Below are 19,469 nucleotides of genomic sequence, written 5' to 3'. Positions count from 1 at the left end.
TTGAGAGATGAACACGATTCTAGTGGCGGATGATGATTCTCATATCCGTAGATTAATACGATTATATCTTGAAAAAAACCAATTTTCCGTAGTGGAAGCAGCAGACGGTCAAGAGGCATTAGACATTCTAGCGCATACAAAGATCGATTTGGTGATTGTAGATGTGATGATGCCAAATGTAGATGGTATTGAATTGACCGAAGATATCCGATCTTATATCGATATTCCAATTCTGATGGTTACAGCTAGAGGAGAATCTAAGGACAAAGTCAGAGGATTTAATGCCGGATCAGATGATTATTTAGTCAAACCGTTTGATCCCATTGAATTGGTCCTGAGGGTAAAATCACTATTAAAAAGATATCATTTAACCTCCTCGAGTGTGATTCAACTAGGCGCAGTGATGATTGATCTGGGGAATTTGAACGTTGTTACGGCTCAGAGAACGGTGGAGTTGAAGAAAAAGGAATGTGAGTTGTTATTTGCTCTGGCGGGTTCGCCAGGGCAAATATTCACGCGTTCTCAGCTCATAGAAAATATTTGGGGTGTCGATTATGAAGGCGACGAGCGTACGGTAGATGTGCATATCAAACGTCTGAGAGAAAGACTTGAATCGATTCCCGAGCTAATTATTTCTACGGTAAGAGGACTTGGATACCGTCTGGAGTTGGCCTAAATGTTAAAAAAAAGCCTGCGTCTGCGTATTGTCATTACGTTCATTGGGATTGTGATCGTCAGCTTAATGATCTCTTTTTTGCTAAATGTACGGTTTTCCGAAAATAATGTGACCCCAAACCATATCTTCATTAGAGTAGCTGGAGACGTAGCCAAAGTGCTTACCCTAATCGATGATCCGGAAAAAGCACAGGCATTTACTAAACTGCTCAATAAATATGGGGTCGATATTGCGAAAGTGAGAGTGAATGAGTGGAGTGATGCTGTTTTTTCAGTGGATAAGGAGAAGGTTGCCGCTCTATTTAAGCCAGATTCCACAGACGCAGTGATGCTTAATGATAAGTCTGGTGTTGCTATTGTTGGCATTCCCATCGTAGATAAGGAGAAAGCTGCGCTCATCATTAAAATTGATTTTTCGTCGAGCTTGATCACATTCAGACGCAACGTGTTTTTTACACTTCTAACGGTTTTAGTCATTGGAAGTTTACTGATTCTCTTGATGTCCGGATTCATTGTTAAGCCTATCAAACGTCTGACGGAAGCAGCTAAAAAAATGGCATCAGGCGATTTATCTGTGCGCTTGACGCATAAAAATCAAGATGAGTTTGGGGAACTGATGGAAAGCTTTAATCATATGGCTAGTGAGCTGCAAAAGATAGATTCAGTTCGTGATGATTTTGTCAGCAATGTCTCCCATGAAATGCAGTCTCCACTTACGTCGATTAGAGGGTTTACTAGAGCGCTGCAAGATGGTGTCGTTCCAGTAGAAGAGCAAAAAGAACATCTGGATATTATTTATCAGGAAACGCTGCGCTTATCCCGCCTAAGTGACAATCTGCTTAGATTAGCCTCGCTTGATTCAGAACATCATCCGGTTAATCTCACCACTTTTCAGCTGGATGAACAGTTAAGAAGAGCGATCGTTCTGGCGGAGCCACAATGGGCACAGAAAAACATTCAGATAGAATTAGATTTATTGCCCTGCGAAATTACGGTGGATAAAGATTTGTTTGATCAAGTCTGGCAAAACCTAATTAATAATGCTATAAAATATACAAGCCAAGAGGGTATCATTCATGTCGAAATCGAGCGTTCTATAGCGTTTGTGAAGGTTTCTATTAAAGATTCTGGTCAAGGCATACCAGAGGCAGCATTGCCCCGCATTTTTGATCGTTTTTATATGGTGGATAAAGCGCGGAGCAGCGTTCATAAAGGGAATGGACTTGGATTATCCATTGTTTTAAAAATTCTAAAAATGCATGATTGTAAAATAGAAGTGGAGAGCAAGGTTGGGGAAGGAACTCAGTTTATTGTCTCGATCCCTGTCTCTCAACCCTATGAATAGTTAACGGGCTGAAGCTTAAGGCAAACGCAGACCCTTTCATTTGTGAACCAAGCAATAGAAGACTCTCAAAAAGTTCCCAGAACTCGGTTCGCGCAAGCCATAGTTGCAGTAGGAACTGAACATTTGATCGGCATGATTGAATTAAATATTAGAAGCCATACGGACAGAAGCGGCGAAATCGGCTATATTGTCCATCCTGATGCCTGGATTCTTTGATGTTCAGTATGTTGGAGCATGAGTGGACGATAGCCCGCTAAAAATCAACTCTTGCTTCCGACTGGTAGATTCACTAGAATATAAGTATTAGCTTATATACTTTCAAGAGGAGGAGAGAAGGAATGCAGACACTAACGGAAATTGCTGAAGACTTGAAGCTGTTCGGAGATAAGACACGATTGGCAATGCTTTCTCTTCTGAAAGAGCGGGAATGGTGCGTGTGTGAATTCGTTGATATCTTTGACATTTCCCAGCCGGCGATTAGCCAGCATTTACGGAAATTGAAAAGTAGAGGAATCGTTCGGGAAAGCAAGCGGGGACAGTGGGTACATTATTCGTTAAATGTCGAGGATAAACCACATCTTAAAGCTGTTCTTCAACAGATGCCTAGTTCCAAATCGATATTGGCTGAACTGAATAAAGAGGCTAAAGAGCCATGCTGCGACTAAATTTCAGGTAAGAATTTTTATGACTTATATATAACTATATAGTTATATGATGATGTTGGATTGAAGTCACATGCTTATATAGGAGTGTTGAAAAAGATGTGGATTGGCAGTAAAAGGGGGATGGCACTTTGGCTATTGTAGCTATCCTTATATTTTTAGTAACTTTAATCCTTGTAATCTGGCAGCCCCGTAATTTATCGATTGGATGGTCAGCCTGCGGTGGCGCGATCATAGCTTTGCTAGCTGGGGTAGTCAGCTTTAATGATGTTCTGGATGTAACGCAGATCGTGTGGAATGCTACTTTAGCGTTTGTGGCTATTATTCTGATTTCTTTAATTCTGGATCGAATCGGATTTTTTGAATGGGCTGCTTTACATATGGCGCGGGCTGCCCGCGGGAATGGCAGACGAATGTTTGTGTATGTCATCGTTCTTGGTGCGTTAGTGTCTGCATTTTTTGCGAATGATGGAGCGGCTCTGATTCTTACGCCTATTGTGCTTGCGATGGTAAGGGCGCTGCATTTTGATGAGAAAAAAGTATTTCCGTTTATTATCGCCAGCGGTTTTATTGCCGATACCACCTCATTGCCGCTCGTGGTCAGCAATCTGGTCAATATCGTATCAGCGGATTTTTTCGGGATTACGTTTATGGAGTATGCAGGCAAGATGATTATACCTACGCTGTTCTCACTTGTGGCGAGCATCGTAGTGCTCTATTTCTTTTTTCGCAAAAGTATTCCCAAGCACTTTAACGATTCACAGCTAAAAGATCCGCATGAGGCGATTAAAGACAAAAAAATGTTCCGGCTGTCATGGATTGTATTGGCTGTTCTTTTGGTAGGGTATTTTGTCAGCGAATTTTTGGGTATTCCGGTATCTGTGGTTGCGGGGATCATAGCTATTTTGTTCCTGCTTCTCGCGAGAAGCAGCCCTTACGTCAAGGTGAAAGAAGTGATTACCGGAGCGCCTTGGGCGATTGTGTTCTTTTCTATCGGAATGTATGTCGTAGTATATGGACTTCGAAATGTTGGGCTGACGGATTTACTTGCTAAGATGATTGGGTCTATTGCTGATCAGGGCTTATTTGCCGCAACGATGGGTATGGGCTTCATAGCTGCATTGATCTCATCGCTGATGAATAATCTGCCTACCGTTCTGATTGACGCGCTTGCCATTGATGCGACGCATACCACTGGAATCATTAGAGAGGCTTTAATATATGCGAATGTTATAGGCTCGGACTTAGGACCGAAGATCACTCCGATTGGCTCACTCGCCACACTGCTGTGGCTACATGTACTTTCGGCTAAAGGCGTGAAGATTTCTTGGGGAACGTATTTTAAGACAGGTATTATTTTAACCATTCCAACGTTATTTATTACGCTTTTAGGTCTTTATATGTGGTTGTTGATTAACTAATTTGGACAGGGGAAGATCAAGATGAACAAGAGAACGATTTATTTTTTATGTACAGGGAATTCCTGCAGAAGTCAGATGGCTGAAGGCTGGGCTAAGCAATATCTAGGAGAAGAATGGAGTGTGTACAGTGCAGGTATTGAAGCTCACGGTCTAAATCCAAAAGCTGTACAAGCGATGAGCGAAGTAGGCATAGATATTTCCGGCCAGACTTCGGATATTATTGATGCTAATCTGCTGAACAATGCCGATCTGGTCATTACCTTATGCGGAGATGCTGCGGATAAATGTCCAATGACCCCTCCGCAGGTCAAACGGGAACACTGGGGCTTCGATGATCCGGCAAAAGCGCAAGGGAGTGATGAAGAGAAGTGGGCAGTGTTCCAGCATGTGCGTGACCAGATTGGTGAAAGAATCAAACAATTTGCGGAGACGGGTGAATAAGCAAAGGGAGAAAGTAACCTATTCTTTTAACTTAGGGTATTTCACCACTGGCCATTTCACTTTCCGTAAGGCATTGATCACTTCGGGCCCAACGTTCAAATTACTTTGAACCAATTCATGGGGAGTGAGAGCCATCCATTGGTTCAGAGAGACGTCGGCAAAACGGTCACTTTTGAACATTTCGAGGAACCACAACGATTCTTCTCCTGTATTCTGAATATAATGTCCAAATGCAAAAGGAACATACCCAACATCGCCAGCCCTGTAATTAAAGGTACGTGCTGCACCGTTTCCGGCAAACACAGTCATCCGTCCTTTTCCGGTAAGATAATATTGCCACTCATCGTTGTTGGGGTGCCAGTGGAGCTCTCTCATTCCTCCAGGTTCAATCTCTACCAGTGCAGCAGCCACGGTCTTGGAGACCGGAAAGTTGCTGGAGTCAACGATTCTGACGCTCCCGCCAGGAGTCTTCAATGGAGGCTGTGCCAACAGCGAATGTTTGAAGCTCTGTGGAATTTCTCCATACGGCGATTGCACCTTTTGGCTTTGTAATGAGCCGGGAACTTGATCCTGATAAATGTAAACCTGTTCAGTGGGGATGGAGTCGAAGGCCTCGGCAGGTATTCCAAAGTTAGCTGAAAGTACCTCTTTGGGCGTATGGGCGAACCAATCGGAAATAGACAAGGTATTCAGATCAGAGAAGCTTCCGTCGTCGAAGACAAGGAGAAATTCACAGCCTTCTTCAAGACCTTGTATAGAGTGAGGAATACCCGGCGGAAAATACCATAGATCACCAGGTCCTACATCTGCTATAAAGTTCCTTCCATTCTGATCCACAGCAGTAATCCGAGCGCGGCCTAACAGCATATAAGACCATTCCGCTTGCTGATGCCAGTGAAGCTCTCGTACTCCACCGGGGGTCAGGCTCATATTCACACCTGCCAGTGTAGTTGCGATAGGGAGTTCTCTGACGGTTACTTCTCTGGACCAGCCACCATGATTAAGCTGCATATGCGCATCAGAGAAAGAAAATTTCAAATTGGGAACCAGGCCCGCATCAGTCACCGGAGGTACGAACATATCCGGATTCTCAAGATCCCGCATAACATCGCGGGGTCCTTTATCTAATCCCCCTGTGCCATCGCTTCGGATGGGCTGGGGGATGTTTGTTTTGTTTGCCGAATCCTGTCCAGCAGAAGTCATAAGATGTTCTCCTTTCTTGTTCCTTAAGAGTTCAATGAAAATATATGCGGAATGCTGTCTTTTATGATGGATAGCAGAAGTGGTACAAGTTGACATGTGTAGGGTCATCATTGATTATTACTAATAGAGGCTAAGGTTCTACATGAACTGGAGAGGGGTTTGTGATGATTCACATCAAGGAGTCCTTACAACGATTAGGGAAAATAAAAGCTTACGTAATAGGTCTATTAGTGATTATGTTCGCCGCGGGATCTGCGGTTACACCTACATCGGTGTCGGCAGCTGTCCAGTTAGGGACACAGGTAATGCCACTGTCATACGGGGGATATTACGTGCTTTTTCCAGGTAAACTCGCCCCTTATTTCAAAGCAGGTAAATTAATGGTGCCGATTCGAGCCTTCTCCAATGCGATTGGCGCAGATTTGCTCTATGACGCTCTGAGCAAGAGTATTACTGTTTCACTGCTGGACCGATCGGTAGGAAATATTAAAGCAGGGCAGCTAGAGGCAGATTTTAATGGGGAGACCGTAGATTCATTAGGCGTTGCTCCAGAGATAAAGGATGGCACTCTGTTTGTTCCGGCGTCCCCCATTTTAGAAGGGCTTAAGTCTTTTCGCTGGGAAGTGCAATTTAATAATGTGAATAAATTAACCCTTGGTATTGGAGCCAGAAAAGGGGAGGAATGGGTGAAGCCTGAGGCAGATCGTGTGCTTGCTCCTTATCCACTCGAAACGACAGCACATCCGTATCCGTTATATCCTACTATGCTAACGCAGGCTCAATCCGGGAAAGAATATAGATTGACCTTAGGCGTGCAAAATACCTCCGGATTCATCATCCCTAAAGGAAATGCGGAATTAGAGCTGGTGAGTGTGGACAGTAAAGGGAATTCTTTTTATCAAACGTTGAAAGGACCTGATTCCTCAACCTCCAAGGCGGCATTATTATCATTTTCCGTTACCATTCCAACAGAGGCTGAATACGTCATTTTCAGGTCACGCACATTGAGAGCGCAATAAGGCAATTGCTATAGATTATTCCAACAAGCTAGACAGAGAGCGGGTAAAGAAACAGATGACAGGTAACAAAGAGCAGCAATATCGCTTCAGCGAAGCACCGATTTGGGAATTGCAACGAACATATTATGAAGAGCAGGGATTAAAGGCTTGGAATAATGATCAGGTCCCGCAGTACATCACGAGTAACCCTATGATTGCGACAGCATACGCAGAGATGATCTTTGGATTTCTGCAAGACCGGGCTGGACAAGGGCATCTCTCAGAGACCGTTACGATTCTAGAACTTGGAGCGGGAGCAGGCCGGTTAGCCTTCCATGTGCTTAAAAAGTTATGTGAAATCGTAGACTACGCAGATATTCCTCTTCCTCCTTTTCGTTATGTGATGAGTGATTTGCCTTCCAAAAATATATCCAGCTGGCAGCAGCACCCGAGCCTACTTCCTTACGTAGAGCAGGGTATTTTGGACTTCGCTCGTTTTGATGCTGTGCAGGATGTAGAACTACATTTAGTACACGCTAAGCTCAGCATTCGGCCGGGTGATTTACAGCAGCCATTGGTGATTGTGGCAAATTACTTTTTTGACAGCATTCCGCAAGAATTAATTTATGTGGATGAAGGAAAAATATATGAATGTGAGGTTTCGATCCAGTATTCGGCGGAAGTTGATCCGGATAACCCCTCCGATGCGCTCGGCAAAATCATCCCGCAGTACCATTATAGGCGTGTGGCTAGTTATGAAGAGGAGACTTATCCCTATCATGACGTTATAGCGCTTTATCAGCAGAAGCTGGAGGATTCACATATACTCTTTCCGGTGGTGGGGCTTACTTGTCTGGAGCGGCTTGCGCGGCTCTCTACAGAGGGATTCGTGCTGCTTACAGCGGATAAGGGAGACCATCGCTTAGAGAACTGGGAATTTGCAGAACCTCCATTGCTGATTCATCACGGAAGCTTCTCTTTGACCGCGAATTATCATGCGATAGAGCATGTGCTGAAACAAAAAGGGGCGCATTCAATATTCACCAGTCATCACTATAAAAACCTGAACATCGGCTGTATTCTTATGCTTCCAACACCGCTGAGCTATACAAACACTCGGCTGGGTTACAAGCGGTTTATAGAACGTTTTGGCCCGGATGATTTCTTTAGTATGAAGGAATGGATGGATCAGCAATTAGATACGATGGGGCTGCAGCAAATTTTGGCCTTTTGGCGTTTGGGTGGGTATGATGCTGAATGGTTTATCCATAGCGCTGAACAGATTTCGGAGCTGCTGCCGGGTGCCAGTGATGAAGAAATGCTGGATCTACAGCGAGGTATACAGTTGATGTGGACGGGCTATTATCCGATGGAACAGAGTTATGATCTGTCGCTAGATGCGGGGTTGCTGCTGTATGAAATGGATAAATTCGCGGAAGCATTGGGTTACTTAGAACGCTCCATGCATGCGATCACGGAAGAACCATTGGCATCAGTGCTTTATAGCATGGCAATTTGTAACTACGAGCTAGGAGCTGAAGCTGCTGCATTGGAATACGCGCGTAGAGCTTTGGCTGCAGAGCCTGACAATGAAGTAGTATTGGAACTTCTAGCGGCGCTGAGCGGGGAATAAGCACATTTACATAGGGTTATCTTTTTGGTATCCTATACAAAATAATCAAACGCGATGACGAGAAGAGTACATGAAATCATTCCTTCACAGAGAGCCCTGGATGATGAGAACAGGGTAAGGGGGATTTTATCGAAACAAGCCTCTGAGCGGCATATCGGAACCGGATTAAGGGGATGGTATGACGGGAGCTCCTGTTATAGAGCTAGAGTATAAGCACTGCGTAAGATGTTTTGCCGTACTTGATGAGATTAATATGGCGACATATTAATGAACCTGGGGTGGTACCGCGAGAATTTCGTCCCCAAGACCATAAGTCTTGGAGGTGAGGTTCTTTTTATTTTGCAGATTAAGCAGGCGGATATCACTTATAAACAGGAGGTAACACCAATGAACGAGGAACCGGAAGTATTAGCAGAGAGTTACATCGACAGATTGATTCAAGAAGAGCTGGAAGCAGGGACTTACAGTAGAGATATTTGCACGAGATTCCCACCGGAGCCTAACGGGTATCTGCATATTGGCAGTGCGTATGCTATTCATACGAACTATACGACTGCGAAAAAGTATGGCGGGAAGTTCCATTTGCGCTTTGATGACACCAATCCTTTAAAAGAGGATCTGGAGTATGTAAATGCCATCATCGAAGATATTCAATGGATGGGCTATCCACCGGACTATATTTTTTATGGATCAGACTATTCTGAGAAAATATACAATAGCGCAGTTACGTTAATCCGAAAAGGAAAGGCGTATGTCTGTGATTTATCACCTGAAGAGGTGACAGCCTATAGAGGGACGCTTACGGAGCCGGGAAAAAACAGCCCGTTCCGGGAGCGTTCTGTGGAAGAGAATTTGCGGTTATTTACGGAGATGAAAGCTGGAGATTATCCAACGGGAGCCAGAGTGTTGCGGGCTAAAATAGATATGAGCTCACCTAATATCAACTTACGTGATCCGGTGATTTACAGAATCATTCATGCGGAGCATTATAGAACGGGTAACGAATGGTGTATCTATCCGATGTATGATTTTGCCCATCCTATACAAGATGCTATCGAAGGGATTACGTATTCCTTATGCTCGATTGAATTTAAGGATCATCGGCCGCTCTATGAGTGGGTATTGAAGGAGCTGGATATCCCTGAGGCTCCTAAGCAAAGAGAGTTTGGACGGGTGAACATCACCGGAGTTGTGACGAGTAAACGGTATATCAGACAGCTGGTTACAGGCCATTATGTGGATGGCTGGGATGACCCGAGACTTCCTACGCTTCGCGGTTTACGCAGAAGAGGTTTTACGCCGGAGAGTATCCGGAATTTTGTGAAGGAAATTGGCTTTGTCAGAAATAGCACCATTGTGGATATTGCCATGTTAGAGCATGCGCTTAGACAAGATTTGAAGGCAAAGGTTCCAAGTGTGATGGCTGTTCTTAAGCCTTTAAAAGTGGTCATTACTAATTATCCTGAAGATCATAATGAATGGCTGACGATTGAGAATAACAGTGAAGATAAGTCACTTGGAGAAAGAGAGGTTCCTTTTTCACGAACCCTTTATATTGAACAAGAAGATTTCATGGAGGAGCCGCCAAAAGGGTATCACAGGCTGACTATGGGGAACGAAGTAAGGCTGAAGGGTGCTTATTTCATAAAGTGCAATGAAGTAATCAAGGATGAAGTTACCGGAGAAATCCTAGAGCTTCGCTGCACCTATGATCCGAGAACGAAGAGCGGAAGCGGGTTTAATGAACGGAAGGTTAAGGCAACCATTCACTGGGTATCGGCAGACCAGGCTATCAAGGCTGATGTTCATCTATATGAGCGTCTGCTGAAAGATAACGACGGTCCTAAAGAAGACGGTGAGCGCTGGGACGCGTATCTTAATCCAGATTCCTTAACGGTCCTGAAGGATTGTTTGCTGGAGCCATCGATGGGCAACGCAAGACCAGAGGATAAGTTTCAATTGATCCGGCATGGATTTTTCTGCGTGGATAAGAAGTATACCACGGCAGATAAGCTGGTGCTGAACCGGATAGTACCGCTGAAGGACACATGGAAGAAAAATTCATAAGCAGCTTAAGCTGGGCGAAGATCGGGTAATTCCTGATCATCGTCCAGCTTTTTTTGTGCCTAGTCGTTGGTGAACAAGCAAATGAAAATTCCATATGAAACATGTTTACATTTTTCAGAAATAAGCATATACTTTAAATATAAGTTGCACAGGGGAAACTTTCGTGTATATAGACAACTTTTTCAGGGCAAGAGGAGGAATTGAAATGCTCGAACAAACTTTAGTAGAACAACCACATATAAAACAACATAAGAACTCGATTTCAGCACAAGCCGTACTTAACGGGGAGATCAAAGGGATTAAACGATTACTTCCTTTTCTAGGCCCAGCTTTTATCGCTGCTGTTGCTTATCTGGATCCAGGTAATTTTGCCACCAATATTACGGCGGGCTCCAAATATGGATATCTCTTATTGTGGGTGATCGTGGCCTCTAATCTAATGGCTGTGCTAATCCAAGCGTTATCCGCCAAGCTGGGGATTGCGACAGGCAAGAACTTGCCTGAGATCGCCCATGATCGTTTTCCGAAGAGTGTATCGATCTTCTTATGGATTCAAAGTGAGCTAGTGATTATAGCTACGGATCTGGCAGAGTTTATCGGGGCGGCATTAGGACTATATCTCTTATTTGATATTCCGATGCTGCCAGCAGCACTGATTACTGCGGTGGGCTCATTTGCTATCTTAGAGCTGCAACGCCGGGGATATCGCTCCTTAGAGGCAGGGATTGCCGCGATGATCCTTATAGTCGTATTAGCCTTCGCTTTTCAAGTTATTGTAGCTAAACCGGATATGGGAGCAGTTGCCGTAGGCATGTTTACACCTAAGTTTGAAGGGGTGGACAGCATCCTATTGGCCGCAGGAATTCTAGGTGCAACCGTGATGCCACATGCGATTTACCTGCATTCATCACTTACACAGAACCGTATCGTCGGGGTGAATGAATCGGAGAAAAAACAGATTTTCAAAATGGAATTTATAGATATTATTATTGCGATGATTATCGCAGGTGCAGTAAATCTGGCTATGGTTATTGTCTCCGCGGCATTGTTTTTCAAAAATGGTCTCGTGGTTGAGGATCTGGATGTCGCGTTTCAACAATTTGGTCACTTAGCTGGGCCAGTAACGGCGATCTCGTTTGGGTTGGGACTACTCATTGCGGGACTGTCGAGTTCCTCCGTAGGGACTATGGCTGGCGATGTGGTTATGCAAGGCTTCATCAACAAAAGAATTAACCTGTACTTGCGCCGTGCGATTACCATCATTCCGCCACTAGCGATCATTGGTTTTGGTGTGAATCCAACCAAAGCACTCGTGATCAGTCAGGTGATCCTGTCCTTTGGGATTGCGTTCGCGTTGATTCCGCTGGTTGTGTTTACAAGCAATCGCCAGATTATGGGCGGGTTAGTGAATCGCAAAATGACAGCCACTCTGGGCTGGATTATCTCCGGTCTGGTTGTATCGTTGAACTTGTTCTTGGTCTATCAAATGCTCGTATAAGGAAGCAGTCAAAAGAGCCCGACCCACAGATCTCCTCAGATCATACCTGAGAGATACATGGGTCGGGCTTTTTTTGGAGTGTTGTTCCAGCCAGTTATTTAAAATAATCCGCAACGCCTTCAGCGATGGCTTTAGCCGCTTTTTTCTGATAGGAGGCCTTGCGGACAATGGACTCGTCTGTAGGATTGGTAAGGAATCCAAGCTCAACCAAGGTAGCTGGAATCCGATTCTCCCTTAGGATGTGATAATCGCCAAAGGACAACCCGTTGCTTTTCAGACCGATGCCTTGCCCCAGCCGGGTTTCAATCGCCCGCGCCAGCTTCAAATCATCCGCTTCTGAATAAAAGAAGGTCAACGTTCCGGACACATTTTTAGGTGAAGAATTATAATGAACGCTTACAAAAGCATCAGCACGCAGGGCTTGGCTCATCTGAACACGACGAGCTAACGTCGGCTTCTGATCGTCTCGGGTGCGCGTCATCTCTACCCGTGCTCCTTTAGCAACAAGAGCATCGCGGACATAAAGTGCAGTATGCAGATTCAAATCTTTTTCCATGGTGTTATATGTAGTGCCAAGCATGCCCGGATCACTGCCGCCATGACCAGGATCGATGACGATCAGCTTTCCTCGTAGTCCGCCTTTATGCTGGACGGTGCTTATGCTGCTTGTACTGCTTGTACTGCTTGATGTGCTTCCACTTCGGATATACTGCTCTGCCACCCAACCAGTTTCACCGCTGACTGTGCGAATTCGAGCCCAGCCGTTCTGATGAAGAAGGAGAGTGACTGTATCCTTGGCTTTTAAAGAACCGAGCACCTTATAGTGAGTTCCTGGGCCACTTCGGATGCGCAGAGAATCAGCCGTGACTGTAGCCTTTGAAGTTCTACTAGAAGTATTGGCTGATGTTGACGAGGCAGTATTGGTTTTAGTAGCAATAGACGTTCCAGAAGCGCTGGATTGCAGGGAGTTGCTGTTCACCTTTTTTAGGTAATAACCCGCTACCCAGCCAGAGGTGCTCCCCGCCTTAACCATTAACCATCCGTGCTGCTCATCAGTCACAGTAACCCGAGCCCCATTCTTAATTGATCCTACAACAGTTGCATTCTTAGCCGGTTCATCGCGTACATTTAAAGAACTCGCATATACCTGTGCGGTATAACTTCCCGCTGCTGTCTTTGCTTCAGCAGACTGTGGCGCTGCTATACCCAAAAGGCAAGCTGTGAGCAGGGTGACACCTATCATTTTGTTCATAGTATCCTCGCTTTTTGAGAGTAGTCGTAATTCCTTACCCAATTTACGAGGTTTAGAATAATATTTTTTGAGAATATGGCCTCTTTTCTGGTGGTCTAAAGACTTGTATAATTATTACATATCGGGAAAGAGGATGAAGGAGCATTGCCGTGACTAAACCAAAGCTATTCATTGGATCTTCCAGGGAGTCTATACGTTATGCAAGAGCGATTCATGAGCAGCTGAAGAGGGATGCTGAAGTGCATCCTTGGTATGCCAACGCTTTTCGGGCGAATGAATACACTATGGAGGCGTTGGAGCGAAATTTGGATGAGAGCGATTTTGCCGTATTTGTGTTCTCGCCAGATGATGTTGCCAAAATCCGTGGTAAATATTATTATGTGACCCGCGATAATACGGGGTTTGAAATGGGTTTGTTTTGGGCTAGATTACGGCGCAGCCGTGTTTTTTGTCTAGTGCCTGATCAGGTAACTGCGCGTGATGATCTCATCCCTGGAGAAAATGTAGAAGAATATCATCTGCTATCTGATTTAGCGGGAATTACATCTTTAGAGTATGAAGTGCATCACGATAATCCTACGGCTGCTGTGGATGTGAGCTGTGGTAAGATTATTGATAGTATTCAAGAACGTGGAAGATTCCGTGACCCGCTTAAAGATTTAGAGCAGCTAAAGATGGATTTAAGGCGCAAGGAAAGTATCCTTCATTTTTTTTGGCAATATAATAGTAATGTGACCATCTCCGAGAATGGAGATAAATATCACGCACTTAGTGAGGCGATACGCAATTCCTTTTTACCTCCGAAGCATTGTCGTGTAATCGGTGCAGCCATCTGGCAGGCACAAGAGAAGGAACAACTTGTTCAGGTGGGGGGGAATGTCGGACGCGGTCACTCCTATCCCTTGTCTGTAACGAAAGGGAATGAGAAGCAGCCTAGTGTGGTAGATGCATTTTTATCGAGTAAATGGACTTTTTTTCAACGCACGGAAGTTGCAGAGGTATATATCCTATGCTATCCTCTAGGTAAGAAGTATGTTCTTTCCGTTCATTTCTCAGGAAGTGATGGATTATCTGCAGATGATCTTAAGGCGGTAGTTGGGAATAATCAGGATTTATTCCGTACCATCAATCATTTAGTAGGAGAGGATTCAGCATGAAGAGAATAAAAGGTATTAACAGCTTATCCGATGCTGTTCTCCGATCTGCGAGTGGTGGGAGCAGGAGTGCAGGCGGCGATGACAAAAGCACCAAAAGAAAAGCGGGCTCGAGTCATTCTGCTCAGCAGCCAGCTTCAGCTCAGATTTATACTGCACCTTCTTTGGACGGCGGAGACGACGAATATAAGAAGCTTATCAGCGGAAAAGTAGATAATAATAAACCATCCTTTGCGTGATTTTTTTTATAAAAAGGGGGCCTCAGCCGTTGGCTTGAGGGCCCCTTTTTGGTATTCCATTCTAACGGCTGTTCTTCTTGGCGATCTCACGCCGTACTACAGGTGCAACCTCTGTTGCCAAAAGTTCAATGGCTTTGGCTACCTGAGCGTAAGGAAGGCCGCCGATATCGAGCTGAGTCATAAAGCGGCTATGACCGAACAGCTCATGCTGATAGAGAATTTTTTCGATAATTTGCTGCGGGCTGCCCACAGCCATCGTGTTATCAGCAGATACATATCGCCCAAAGTCATCACGAGACACCTTGTACTCTTGACCCGGTTTTGGACTGATAGAGTTACGGTAACTATAGTAGTAAGGGTAATATTCATCCAAAGCCTGCTGTGAGGTTTCAGCAATGTAACCGTGGCTAGTGATCGCAATCTTTAGATCCTCAGGTGGATGTCCTGCTTGAATTCCGGCACGCCGATAGGTTGCGGCAAGCTCTTGAAAAGGCTCTGGACTGCCGCTTAGGATGGCGATAGCCATTCCGGTCCCGAGCATCCCGGCCTTCTCCGCGCTTTCTGGAGAACCGCCTACACCAATCCAGAGCGGAAGATTCTCCTGTAATGGACGTGGAGCAATCTCCGAATTCTTCAGCGATGAACGGAAGGCGCCCTCCCAGTTCATAACTTCATGTTTGTTAAGCTCCAAGAGTAAATTGATGTTCTCGGAAAATAGACGGTGATAATCTTCAAGCTCATACCCGAAGAGCGGAAAAGACTCCACAAAAGCACCACGCCCCGCAATAATCTCTGCACGTCCATTCGACAGCAAATCAAGTGTGGCGAAATCCTCGAACACCCGTACAGGATCAATGGTGCTTAATACGGTTGTTGCGCTCGTTAGTTTAATTCTGTTAGTAACCTGAGAAATGGCAGCCAGCACCACTGGCACCGAAGAAATTACAAAATCAAGACGATGATGCTCACCTACACCAAATACATCAAGTCCCGCCTCATCTGCCAGCTTAGCTGCAGCTACAACTTCGTCGAGACGTTGTTTTGGACTGATCTTCTTCCCTGTATGACAATCCGCTACGATGTCTCCTAAGGTATAGATACCAAATTCAAAATCGGATGCTGGTGCTGCGGTTGCTTCGTTACTCATGCTCACAAACCCCTTGTTATTCATATATTTGCTAAAGCCTGTCCGTGTATGGAGGAATGTGATTATTATAACACAATGACTTACAAAATGTAAGTTTGTGAGTAAATGTTTTGATTTCTTCTGTTGTTTTTGACAAAATGGAATAATAATCCATAAGGATTGTGTCCTGCTCGTCCAATATTATTATATTTGATTTTAACAAGCTATCCAAATGAGGCAGTTACTTATATGAGGAGGAGTTTGGTGGTGAGAGGAACAATATTGAAATCTTATCTTCGTACTGCAGTTATTGGTTTAGGGGTATTGCTTATGGTAAATCCGGTACAAGCAGCTGCGGTTGATCCACACACCTCTTTTATAGGCTCGAATGGTGATGATTACTATGCAAACCTGCCTGCTGCGAAGGTTGAATGGTCAACAACAATGGATTTGCCAGCTTTGAAAGATGTGCCGTCGGATTATATCATGGGTAAGGGTGTTGTTGCAGTCGGAGCGGGCAAAGCTTTTATCCTTCAAAAGGGTCAGCTTTTAGCGATTAACGTCCAGACTGGAAAAGTAATGTGGAAATACGGCTCCAAATTAACAACGCCGCTGCTCTATCAGGATGGCGTGGCTTACGTCACTTCGGAGGCAGGTACGATCTATGCAGTTAACGCGGCTACGGGCAAAAATAAATGGAGCTCATCGGCAACCAGTAAAGGTGTCAGTAAATTGTTAATTGATAAAGAGCAGTTATTCGCTGCTAATGGCGATATTCAAGCCTACAATCTGAAAGATGGCAAGTTGCAGTGGCGCGATAATTTCAGCGAAATGCTGTTTGAACCATTTATGGTTGAGGGGAATCTGGTGCTAGCTCAAAACTCAGAATCCGGAGCGTATACGTATGACATTTTACATGCGTTTGATCGAACAACAGGTAAAGAGCTTTGGAATAGTGGTAATCATAGTCTTCCGATTGCAGCAGAGGGGACTACGCTTATCTCACAACGGGAAGCTACATTGGTAGACCCTCTTCCTTTGACGACACTCGATCATTTGGATGTGAAGACAGGTAAGCTTGTAAAGGCTGTAGAGTATAACCCCGCTCATATAGATCCTAATCATCCGAAACCAGAAGAAGAATATATGACTAGCGGAGGCAGAGCCTGGATCATTGGGGACAGGATATATATTGGGGGACAAAAAGGAGTCTATGGCTACCCAGTAAATGTTGATCCAGCTGCCGTAACACGAGATAATTATTCGTATGAATCCATCGGAGATAAGTTATCCTACGCGGCGGGTCCTTATGATGGAAGAATTCTTTTTAGTAACGAACAGAGCATCTATGGTGTTAAAATGTCTAATAAATCTGTGTTCCAGTACGGAGGAATCAGCAATCCGATTGCCCGCTTCGATCTGCTCGGACATGGCATGTATGTTGCCCAGACCGATGGGAAATTGGTTGCTATTGATCTAATTACCGCCAAACCTATCGTGCAGCTCAAAACATCAGGTAGAGTATTCGGCCCAACCTTGCTGGAGGATGGGATGATTATTGTGCAGAGTAAAGGGAAGTTAACTGCTTTCAAGGAGCCTCAGGCTCTGAAAATGAAATAATCGAATCCACAACGGCTCTCCGATAAACATCCGGCAGAGTCGTTTTTTAGTGGAATGATTCCACAAACCCAGTGCGAAAAATACAAATCTATTTTATGATAATAAGGTTATAGGATGAGTAGACTGTAAGTTAACGAAATTACATAGAAGGACCGAGGGATATTATGGAACAGCAAGCGGTTTGGGCGATAGGCATTTTTCTGCTGATTTATGGACTTATTATTTCCGAAAAGATTCACCGTACCATTCTGGCGATGTTAGGAGCTATCGTCATGATAGCGATGGGCATTGTGGATCAGGAGACGGCACTGCAGCACATCGATTTTAATACTATAGGATTGCTTGTAGGAATGATGATGATTGTAGGGATTACCGCTGACACGGGGCTCTTTAAATACGCAGCTGTGAAATCAGCTAAGTTGGCGAAGGGGAAGCCGAAGAGAATACTGATTGCTTTGTTTGTGATTACCGCAGTGGCTTCAGCCTTTTTGGATAATGTGACGACAGTGCTGCTTATGGTGCCAGTCACCTTCAGTATTACAAGACAACTGCGCATACATCCGCTGCCTTTTTTGATGTCACAAATTATCGCATCTAATGTAGGCGGAACGGCAACCTTGATCGGAGACCCGCCTAATATCATGATTGGCAGTGCGGTTAAGGAGCTGACCTTCATGGCTTTTATTAGCAATCTGACACCCGTGATTATCATCATTGTTTTGGCGTATATCCCGCTGCTGTTATTGATGTTCGGTAAACAAATTAAAACTACACCTGAATTGCAGCAGAGCATCATGGACATGGATGAGAAGGTTATGATTACAGATCATAAGTTGCTGCGAAAATGTTTGATCGTACTGGCAATTACGATTGCCGGGTTCTTTTTACATCAGGCGTTACATTTGGAGTCCGCTACGGTTGCACTGGCTGGTGCATTTTTACTGCTGCTGCTGACCGGAGGGGAACATATGCTGGAAAAAGCTTTTCACAGCGTGGAATGGATTACGATCTTCTTTTTTATCGGACTGTTCGTGTTGGTGTCAGGGCTTGTAGAGACAGGTGTGATTGCAGAGCTGGCAGCAAAAGCGATTGAAATAACGAATGGTGATGTGCTGATGAGCTCAATGATGATTTTATGGGTCAGCGCCATTACCTCGGCATTTCTGGATAACATCCCTTTTGTAGCAACTATGATCCCGCTGATTCAGGAGATGGGCAATATGGGGATCAGCAATTTGGAGCCGTTATGGTGGAGTTTGGCCTTAGGCGCTTGTCTGGGTGGCAATGGCACATTGATTGGTGCGAGTGCTAATTTGATCGTGGCGGGTTTGGCAGGAAAAGAGGGGTACCCGATTACATTCATGAAGTATTTGAAGGTCGGATTTCCTTTAATGCTGTTATCCATTGTGATCTCCAGCGTGTATTTATATTTAAGATATCTGATGTAAGCAGCGTTGCTAAGAGCCGGGGGAGCGATATGCTTGAAGTGATATTTTGAAACGGCAGGTAGAAGTTGTGGAGGAAGTAGAAGGAGTAGAGGAAGTAGAGGAAGTAGAGGTAGTAGATGGAGTAGAGGAAGTAGAGGAAGTAGAGGAAGTAGAGGAAGTAGAGGAAGTAGAGGAAGTAGAGGAAGTAGAGGAAGTAGAGGAAGTAGAGGAAGTAGAAGGAGTAGAGGAAGTAGAGGAAGTAGAGAAAGTAGAGGAAGTAGAGAAAGTAGAGGAAGTAGCGGAAGTAGTGGGAGTAGTGGAAGTAGATGCAGGAGTATAAGTAACAAGAGGAGGCAAAATGCAGATTTTGAAGCGGTGACATATGTTGAAGTTACGGTGGGAGCATATAAGTGTATTTTGTACAGTTATAACTCATCGAATAAATTGTCCCCCAAAAATAGCTGTATTCAGTACACTTATTTTCATGATTTCCTCAGCTAAAGGTGGTTTTTCTGGATTTTAATTGTATAGAATACAGTTATATTTAGGACAACCCCTTTTTTATACGAAATAAGTGTACAGAATGCAACTAAATCAAAGATTTGATCTAGATTCGGCGATTAAAATATACGGGGGATCCGGAGGAGTTATTCCGAGGTTTACCCAAAGTCGACTTAACGCTACGCAATGCAGATAATCAAGCAGGCA

The 19,469-nt window shown here is 44.5% G+C and carries 17 protein-coding genes and 1 other annotated feature; of the genes, 14 read left to right on the top strand and 3 right to left on the bottom strand.

What is annotated here, in order from left to right; translation table 11 throughout:
* The first annotated feature begins 7 nt into the window (after positions 1–7).
* The 5 genes from MHB37_RS28035 (at position 8) to arsC (ending at position 4,544) form a co-directional block, all read left to right on the top strand.
* Positions 8–676 (top strand): response regulator transcription factor, encoded by a 669-nt coding sequence (locus MHB37_RS28035; protein ID WP_076128780.1) that lies wholly within the window; start codon positions 8–10, stop codon positions 674–676.
* Entirely contained in the window at positions 677–2,020 is a 1,344-nt protein-coding gene (locus MHB37_RS28030; protein WP_405168739.1) for a sensor histidine kinase, read from the top strand. It abuts the gene before it with no gap.
* 338 nt (positions 2,021–2,358) lie between these two features.
* Positions 2,359–2,685 (top strand): helix-turn-helix transcriptional regulator, encoded by a 327-nt coding sequence (locus tag MHB37_RS28025; RefSeq protein ID WP_076128778.1) that lies wholly within the window; start codon positions 2,359–2,361, stop codon positions 2,683–2,685.
* Positions 2,686–2,813: 128 nt separating this feature from the next.
* Positions 2,814–4,103: an arsenic transporter gene (locus MHB37_RS28020; RefSeq protein ID WP_405168738.1), complete on the top strand. Its 1,290-nt coding sequence runs from the start codon at positions 2,814–2,816 to the stop codon at positions 4,101–4,103.
* Positions 4,104–4,124: 21 nt separating this feature from the next.
* On the top strand, positions 4,125–4,544 hold the full coding sequence (arsC, locus tag MHB37_RS28015; RefSeq protein WP_076280270.1) for an arsenate reductase (thioredoxin): 420 nt from the start codon (positions 4,125–4,127) through the stop codon (positions 4,542–4,544).
* An 18-nt stretch (positions 4,545–4,562) separates the two neighbouring features.
* On the opposite strand, the gene MHB37_RS28010 is transcribed toward arsC, so the two are convergent.
* Positions 4,563–5,747: an oxalate decarboxylase family bicupin gene (locus MHB37_RS28010; protein WP_076128773.1), complete on the bottom strand. Its 1,185-nt coding sequence runs from the start codon at positions 5,745–5,747 to the stop codon at positions 4,563–4,565.
* 164 nt (positions 5,748–5,911) lie between these two features.
* Between MHB37_RS28010 and MHB37_RS28005 the strand changes: the two genes are divergently transcribed.
* From MHB37_RS28005 to MHB37_RS27990, 4 genes are all read left to right on the top strand, one after another.
* Entirely contained in the window at positions 5,912–6,766 is an 855-nt protein-coding gene (locus MHB37_RS28005; RefSeq protein WP_405168737.1) for a copper amine oxidase N-terminal domain-containing protein, read from the top strand.
* 55 nt (positions 6,767–6,821) lie between these two features.
* A complete protein-coding gene (locus tag MHB37_RS28000; RefSeq protein WP_405168736.1) occupies positions 6,822–8,378 on the top strand; it encodes an SAM-dependent methyltransferase in 1,557 nt (518 codons plus the stop codon).
* A 45-nt stretch (positions 8,379–8,423) separates the two neighbouring features.
* Positions 8,424–8,684: a binding site (T-box leader), on the top strand.
* A gap of 81 nt (positions 8,685–8,765) precedes the next feature.
* A complete protein-coding gene (locus MHB37_RS27995; RefSeq protein ID WP_405168735.1) occupies positions 8,766–10,445 on the top strand; it encodes a glutamine--tRNA ligase/YqeY domain fusion protein in 1,680 nt (559 codons plus the stop codon).
* A 205-nt stretch (positions 10,446–10,650) separates the two neighbouring features.
* On the top strand, positions 10,651–11,943 hold the full coding sequence (locus MHB37_RS27990; protein WP_405168734.1) for an Nramp family divalent metal transporter: 1,293 nt from the start codon (positions 10,651–10,653) through the stop codon (positions 11,941–11,943).
* A gap of 94 nt (positions 11,944–12,037) precedes the next feature.
* On the opposite strand, the gene MHB37_RS27985 is transcribed toward MHB37_RS27990, so the two are convergent.
* Positions 12,038–13,195: an N-acetylmuramoyl-L-alanine amidase gene (locus MHB37_RS27985; RefSeq protein ID WP_312151008.1), complete on the bottom strand. Its 1,158-nt coding sequence runs from the start codon at positions 13,193–13,195 to the stop codon at positions 12,038–12,040.
* A 149-nt stretch (positions 13,196–13,344) separates the two neighbouring features.
* Here MHB37_RS27985 and MHB37_RS27980 point away from each other — a divergent pair, with 149 nt between their 5' ends.
* Together MHB37_RS27980 and MHB37_RS27975 are read left to right on the top strand one after the other, a co-directional pair.
* Complete coding sequence (locus tag MHB37_RS27980) at positions 13,345–14,352, top strand: TIR domain-containing protein (protein WP_175617364.1); 1,008 nt, start codon at positions 13,345–13,347, stop codon at positions 14,350–14,352.
* Positions 14,349–14,588 carry a hypothetical protein gene (locus tag MHB37_RS27975; RefSeq protein WP_036680302.1) on the top strand — a complete coding sequence of 80 codons (240 nt, stop codon included), beginning with the start codon at positions 14,349–14,351 and terminating at the stop codon, positions 14,586–14,588. The genes MHB37_RS27980 and MHB37_RS27975 overlap by 4 nt, the downstream gene beginning before the upstream one ends.
* A 61-nt stretch (positions 14,589–14,649) precedes the next feature.
* Here the strand turns inward: MHB37_RS27975 and MHB37_RS27970 are convergent, their stop codons facing one another.
* Positions 14,650–15,735 carry an LLM class flavin-dependent oxidoreductase gene (locus tag MHB37_RS27970; RefSeq protein WP_076128762.1) on the bottom strand — a complete coding sequence of 362 codons (1,086 nt, stop codon included), beginning with the start codon at positions 15,733–15,735 and terminating at the stop codon, positions 14,650–14,652.
* Positions 15,736–15,981: 246 nt separating this feature from the next.
* Here MHB37_RS27970 and MHB37_RS27965 point away from each other — a divergent pair, with 246 nt between their 5' ends.
* The 3 genes from MHB37_RS27965 (at position 15,982) to MHB37_RS27955 (ending at position 19,101) form a co-directional block, all read left to right on the top strand.
* Positions 15,982–17,334, top strand: coding sequence for a PQQ-binding-like beta-propeller repeat protein (locus tag MHB37_RS27965; protein WP_076128760.1), 1,353 nt, complete (start codon positions 15,982–15,984; stop codon positions 17,332–17,334).
* Positions 17,335–17,498: 164 nt separating this feature from the next.
* On the top strand, positions 17,499–18,782 hold the full coding sequence (locus MHB37_RS27960; protein WP_076128758.1) for an SLC13 family permease: 1,284 nt from the start codon (positions 17,499–17,501) through the stop codon (positions 18,780–18,782).
* Between the two features lie 67 nt (positions 18,783–18,849).
* Positions 18,850–19,101 (top strand): hypothetical protein, encoded by a 252-nt coding sequence (locus MHB37_RS27955; RefSeq protein ID WP_405168733.1) that lies wholly within the window; start codon positions 18,850–18,852, stop codon positions 19,099–19,101.
* Positions 19,102–19,469: the final 368 nt, after the last annotated feature.

It is taken from the genome of Paenibacillus sp. FSL H3-0286 (genome assembly GCF_045040705.1).
GTDB lineage: Bacteria > Bacillota > Bacilli > Paenibacillales > Paenibacillaceae > Paenibacillus_AQ > Paenibacillus_AQ odorifer.
The sequence above is the reverse complement of the archived record's forward strand: the minus strand, read 5'-3'. Positions and strand labels throughout refer to the sequence as shown.